A 6,500-nucleotide genomic window follows, 5' to 3' on the forward strand; every position below is an offset into this window, starting at 1 on the left:
GCAGCACGATGAGCAGGCGGTGCTGGCTGCGGTCGAACTGGCCCTATCCGACGGCGTGGCAACCAAGACCCATGTCCTGAACATCCTTCATCGCCTGATCGATGGCAAGCCGACCGACGGGCCGACCATCAGCGCACCGCAGACCCTGCTCCTGCGCCATGAACCCAAGGCCAATGTCGAACGCTATGACGACCTGCGCGCCCGCACCGCTGGAGGCCGTCATGCGTCATGACCCCGCCAGCGCTGCCATCGTCATCATGCTGCGAAGTCTCAAGATGTATGGCCTGGCGCAGGCCGTCACCGATCTGATTGAGCAGGGCGCTCCCGCCTTTGAGGCCGCCATCCCCATCCTGAACCAACTGCTGAAAGCCGAGATGGCGGAACGTGAGGTGCGTTCCATTGCCTATCACACCAAAGCCGCACGGTTCCCAGCCTACAAGGATCTGGCAGGTTTCGATTTCCAGGCCAGCGAGATCAACGAGGCCACAGTGCGCCAGCTCCACAGCTGCGCGTTCATCGACGGCGCGCAGAATGTCGTGTTGATCGGTGGTCCCGGTACCGGAAAAACCCACGTCGCAACGGCTATCGCCATCCAGGCGATCGAACATCATCGTCGTAAGGTCCGTTTCATATCGACCATCGAACTCGTCAACGCGCTCGAGCAGGAGAAGGCCAAGGGAAAAGCCGGGCAGTTGGCCGAGGCCATGACACGCCTGGATCTCGTGATCTTGGATGAACTCGGGTACCTGCCTTTCAGCGCATCTGGCGGTGCGCTGCTATTCCACCTGCTCAGCAAACTCTATGAGCGGACCAGCGTCATCATAACAACCAACCTCAGCTTCAGCGAATGGGCCACCGTCTTTGGCGACGCCAAAATGACCACCGCCTTGCTCGATCGCCTGACACATCGCTGTCACATCGTCGAAACCGGAAATGACAGCTTTCGTTTCAAAGCCAGCACTGCCGCAGCATCCGGCAAGAGAAAGGGAAATCCACATGCCTTGACCCAATCATAAACCAAGCCGCATAAATCAATGGTGGGTCAATTCTCGACGGAAATCCCGGGTCAATCCCGCGTGGAAATCAACAACCGAGTGCCTTGCGGGCCTTCGAAATCGCCAAGCCGAAGGTCACACCGTCGGCGGACATGGCCGGTTCATCGCTTCTTCTCCCTGTCAATCCGCTTGTCCGCGGATTTTTCCGTTGATACGCTAGTTTGCGTAGGGCTTCAACGGCAGAGAGGGCGTGCTCGCATGCTGCATCAAACAGCACTGGTCTGGGATCGACAACGACGGCGCGTCTCATCGATCGGGCCCTCGACGCTCAGAGACGCCGGTTTCGCCCGCGTACCGGAAGTCGGTCGCTTTAGCTCCATCGGGCAGAAAGATGCATAACGAGCTGAGACTAGCGACGTCCGATCTCGCGCGCTTCCTACAAGAGAAGCTCCCGGAGCTGTCCGAGGACTGGTGGGCAAAGCACGTTGTTGATCGCCTAAGCTTCCAACAGCAGCGTGTCATCGGCGAGAAAAACATCTCTTCATTGCGAGAGTTGGATTTCGCCGCACTTCTGCGTGTCCTTGACCAGAACTGGTACGACTTATCCGGCAACTGCAGTCTTCCCCGGGAAGCCCGCAACTGGGTGAAGGAGCTCCAAACCGTGCGCAACAAGTGGGCGCACGTGTCTGCGGAAGAAACCCCCGCGAGCGAGATATACCGGGATGCAGATACGCTGGGACGCCTCTTGAACCTCATTGGAGCCCATGAGGGTTCAATGAGCGCGGTTCGGGCAGTCAAGGAATCCGCGCTTGCCAGAATGACCGACGGCGCAGGCGGAACGGCTTCCGCGGCGGTGAGCGACGCGAACTCCGTCACGGCCCCCACCGAAGCTCCCCCAACCGACGCGCCAATGCACCTGTTCAAAGTCGGCGACGTCGTGGCTCTGCGCTCCGACAACTCAGTCAAGCTTCCCGTGCTCGAAGTGATCATCGGCGGGCCAGAAACCAGGTACTGCGTCTTCCAGGATGGAGCAAAAGCCAGCTATTATGAAAGCCAGTTGCAGGCTGTGGCGGGAGATGCTGGCGAGCAACCATCCATCTCAATAGATGAGTTCCGCGCGCGGCTTACTGCACTTCATTTGCTGTCACCATCGACGGCGAATCTGTTCTCGTTGCGCTCCGGTCGAGTGAACTTCGTCCCCTATCAGTATAGACCCGTTCTCAAGCTCATTCGCTCCGATCGGCCCCGCTTGCTGATCGCGGACGAAGTCGGCGTCGGAAAAACAATCGAAGCCGGCCTGATCCTGAAGGAGCTCCGCGCCCGCATGGATATTTCGTCCGTGCTCGTTATTTGCCCCAAGGCGCTGGTCGCTGAAAGAAAATGGCAAACAGAGCTAAAGCGCTTCGACGAGAACTTCACTCATCTCGATGGTGCGCTGCTTCGGCACTGTTTGCATGAGACCGATCTCGAAGGCGAGTGGCCCGAGCAGTATGAGAAAGCCATCCTCCCCTTCTCATTGTTTGATTCGGATCTCATCTTTGGGTCCGAAACGAAGAAGCGGCGTAGAGATCGCGGGCTCCTGGCCCTCGACCCAGCCCCAGCATTCGACCTCGTAATTGTGGATGAGGCGCACCACATCCGCAATTCGGACACCTTTCTTCATCAGGGAGTCCGATACTTCTGCGATAACGCACGTGCCGTGTTGTTGATGACCGCAACTCCCGTGCAGCTCGGCAGCCAGGACCTCTTCACACTCCTCAATGTGCTCCGCCCCGATCTTGTGATCGACCGCAACAGCTTCGAGCAGATGGCGGAGCCAAACCGCTTTATAAATGAGGCGGTCCGGCTATGTCGGGAAACAGGGCCCAACTGGCAACAAGAAGCAAGTGAGCAGCTTAGGCAGGCCACGGAGACCGAATGGGGGCGGCTGTTTCTAAGGGAAGGGCCGACGTTTCAGGGTGTCTTTGACAAGCTGCGAGACGAGGTCGAACTTCCAGATGAGGAGCGTGTCACTCTGACCAGGAAACTGGAGGAGCTGTACACGTTCAGTTCGATCATCAACCGCACACGCCGCCGGGATATCGGCGAATTTACAAGCCGCAAGCCCCAAACGCTCACGGTCGATTTCACCGACGACCAGAAAGCGCTTCACGACGATCTTCTAGGCGTCGTCGCCCGCATTCTCGCCCGATCCCACGGTCAGCAGAACGTCAAGTTCATGATGACCACCATTCGCAGGCAGGCTGCTAGCTGCCTGTATGGGCTTGCACCAATGCTCTCCGACATCCTGAACCGTAAACTTGATCAGCTTGAGCTGATTGAAGCCGCCGATAGCGCCGACGAGGTTGACCTGAGCTTTGTCGAGGGCATCCGTCAAGAAATCGAACATCTCATCAGCAGAGCGGAGTCTCTTGATACAACCGACCCAAAGGTCGAAGCCTTTATTCGAACACTGAGAGATAAAACACGGCTGGCGAACAACAAAGCGCTCGTGTTCAGTACGTTCCGTCACACACTCGCCTTCCTCGCCCGACACACTGAGGATGCGGGACTGCGTTACGGCGTCATCCATGGAGACATCCCGGATGACGAGCGTGCCTCGCTGCGGAAGCGGTTCTCCCTGCCCCCAGAGCATCCGGATGCGCTCGAGGTGCTCTTGTCGTCAGAGGTCGGTTGCGAGGGCCTGGACTTTCAGTTCTGCGATTTTCTTGTGAACTATGATCTTCCTTGGAACCCGATGCGGATCGAACAACGCATCGGACGTATCGACCGATACGGCCAGAAGAGTGAGACCGTCAGTATCGTAAACCTTGTCACGCCTGGAACGGTCGACGCTGACATCTACGAGCGTTGCCTGATGCGGATCGGCGTGTTTCAGCACGCCGTAGGCGGAAGCGAGGAGATTCTCGGCCGGGTTACACAGGAAATCCACGATATTGCAGAGAGCTTTGTTCTGACCGATGAAGAGCGGTCCCGCAGACTGCAACAATTGGCTGACAATGGCATTCGCCGTATTCGCGAAGAGCAGGAACTCGAGGAGAAAGAATCCGAGCTTTTCGGTCTGAATGTCCCAAAGGTGTCCTGGCGTGAGGATATCGACAATGCGGAAAGCGAGTGGCTCTCGCCGGACGCCATTCAGAAATGCGTCTCAACCTACCTGAAATCTCGGACAGGCTCTGACCACGAACACCTGCTCGGCGACAAGCCCCTGAAGACGCTCCGCCTGAGTCAGGACGCGCGCAGCGCGCTACTAGCGGACTTTAGGCTGCTCAAGCGCAGCGCGGATCCGATCTCCAAGGCGTGGGAAAAGTGGCTGAAAGGCGGGACTCCGAGCATCGCTGTCACCTTCGATCAGGAGACAGCAACTGATGACCCGAAGGTGATGCATCTGACAGTACTGCATCCACTGGTAAGGCAAGCCGCGCGCTACCTCGAAACCAACGATGCGATGCAATGCACGCTTCAAGCCTCCGACGGTCTGCCGGCCGGTGTTCACCGCTTTGCCCTCTACAGATGGCGGAAGTTTGGCATCAAGCCGGACGAGGAGCTCGTTGCAGTAGCTGATGATCCCGTTGTCGAGGGAGCGCTAATGAAGATCCTTCACACGGCAACCGAGCCAATCGAGCAACGCGCTGCACCATCGCGTGACTTTGACGATCTGGATGTCTTGCATCACGCGAAATGGACGGCGGCTCAGGCAACCCACATCGCTCAGAACCAGGAGCTGGCTGAACACAGGGTACAGAGCCTCACGGTCAGCCACCGCGCTCGGGTCCGTGCCCTGGAAGATCAGATCTTGAAGGCCACGAATGAGAAGATCCGGATCATGAAGCAGAGCGAGCTTGCTCGGGCAAACGCGGATTTTGATCGGCGCGTCGCTGAACTGCGCGAGGCGGGGAATACCGGCGACATTCGGGCAGCGCCCGTGCTTTTCGGAACCGTTATGGTGGGGGTCGGGTAAGACGATGTCGACCGCAAAAGATAAGCAGCTGGTCATTAACCGCGTGCGGGAAGAGCGCGTCGATCTCGCAAAGGTTCTCAAAAAGCACACAGGCATCAGACGCATCGTCGAAGAGCTTTATCCCGACAGTGCACACTTCATTTTTGAGCTTCTACAGAACGCGGAAGACACCGAAGCAACTGAGGTGGGCTTCGAACTTCGGAGCGACTGCCTGTCATTTGAGCATAACGGTAGGCCGTTCTCCGAAGCGGACATCCTGGGCATTACGGATGTCGGCGAGGGTACGAAGTTCGATGACGTCGATACCATCGGACGGTTCGGTGTCGGCTTCAAAGCAGTTTTTGCCTATACGGAGTCACCTAGAATTTGGTCTCCAACATATTCCTTCGAGATCAAAGAACTTGTCTTGCCCTCGCTACTGAGCGATCGCAGCGATCTTCAAGGAAAGACGCGCTTCGAATTCCCGTTCAACAACCCCAAGAAGCCGAGGGAGATCGCCTATAAGGAAGTTGAAGGCGGCCTCCGAGATCTCGCCGAAACCACTCTACTCTTCCTGAACCATCTCCACTCGATCTCCTGGAAAATTGGTGACAGCGGAGGGGGCACGGTACTTCGTATCGAACACACCGAGAACCACATCGAAGTTCTCAAGGAGACCAACGGCGAAACAACCGCGAGCTCTCACTTCTTGAGGTTCACGCAGCCCGTTGAGGGACTGACGCGGGAGACGAAGCACAAAGTCGCGACGGCCTTTGCACTTGAATTCCTTCCTGACGTGAAGGCCTTCGACCCGCCCGCCCCGATCGCAAAGCAAATGAAGATTGTACCGGTTCCAGGTCAGGTTGCGGTGTTCTTCCCGGCCGAGAAAGAAACATCCGGCCTGCGGTTCCATCTTCATGCTCCATTTGTACCGGAACTAAGCCGAGCGAGCATCAAGGAGACACCTGCAAACGAACCGCTGTTCGAGCAACTGGCAGGTCTCGCCGCAGCTTCCCTTCACGAGGTCCGCGACCATGGCTTGCTGACGTTGGATTTTTTGTCGGTCTTGCCGAACAAGCAGGATTCAATCCCTGCTCGATATCAAGCGATACGGACGGCAATCTTTGATGAAATGAACAATGAGGCGCTTACGCCTACGCACGGAAAGTCTCACGCTCCCGCCAAAAGGCTTTTGCAGGCGAGGGCGTCATTGAAAAGCCTTCTCTCCGAGAAAGATCTCGAGTTTCTTGTCGGAGATGCTGATGCACCTCTCATCTGGTCAGTTGGCGCAACGCAAAAGAACACCAATGCGGACCGATTTCTCGAATCGCTGGAAATTCAGGAATGGGGACTGGAAGAGTTCGTTGATCTTCTCACTGATCGCACATCGCACGGCCAGCGCTATGTGCCTCACCCACCATATTGGGTGAGTGGCCCAGACGGCGAATTCATGAAGTGGCTTTCCTCAAAGCCGAATGATTGGCACCAGCAGCTCTACGCCCTCCTATATAGTGAGCTCGCAAGCGAAGGTGGACTTTATCAGTTCAGGAATTCAAAGATCGTTA

3 protein-coding genes and 1 pseudogene are annotated in these 6,500 nt (G+C 57.0%); all 4 read left to right on the forward strand.

The features are described from left to right. Nucleotides 1-232 (forward strand): annotated as a pseudogene (locus ACM9LZ_RS25420) (IS21 family transposase); the annotation flags it as partial. Then, nucleotides 222-1,016, forward strand: a complete 795-nt coding sequence (istB, locus tag ACM9LZ_RS25425) for an IS21-like element helper ATPase IstB (protein WP_416622302.1) — start codon at nucleotides 222-224, stop codon at nucleotides 1,014-1,016. The pseudogene ACM9LZ_RS25420 and the gene istB, both read left to right, overlap by 11 nt. A 370-nt stretch (nucleotides 1,017-1,386) precedes the next feature. Then, nucleotides 1,387-4,956 carry a DEAD/DEAH box helicase gene (locus ACM9LZ_RS25430; protein ID WP_416622303.1) on the forward strand — a complete coding sequence of 1,190 codons (3,570 nt, stop codon included), beginning with the start codon at nucleotides 1,387-1,389 and terminating at the stop codon, nucleotides 4,954-4,956. Between the two features lie 4 nt (nucleotides 4,957-4,960). After that, on the forward strand, nucleotides 4,961-6,500 hold a 1,540-nt coding region (locus ACM9LZ_RS25435; protein WP_416622304.1), incomplete at its 3' end, for a sacsin N-terminal ATP-binding-like domain-containing protein.

The organism is Niveispirillum fermenti (assembly GCF_048066175.1).
Lineage (GTDB): Bacteria > Pseudomonadota > Alphaproteobacteria > Azospirillales > Azospirillaceae > Niveispirillum > Niveispirillum fermenti.

Coding starts and splice junctions, on each gene's coding strand:
- istB (WP_416622302.1), top strand. CDS start 222: ATGCGTCATGACCCCGCCAGCGCTGCCATCGTCATCATGCTGCGAAGT.
- ACM9LZ_RS25430 (WP_416622303.1), top strand. CDS start 1,387: ATGCATAACGAGCTGAGACTAGCGACGTCCGATCTCGCGCGCTTCCTA.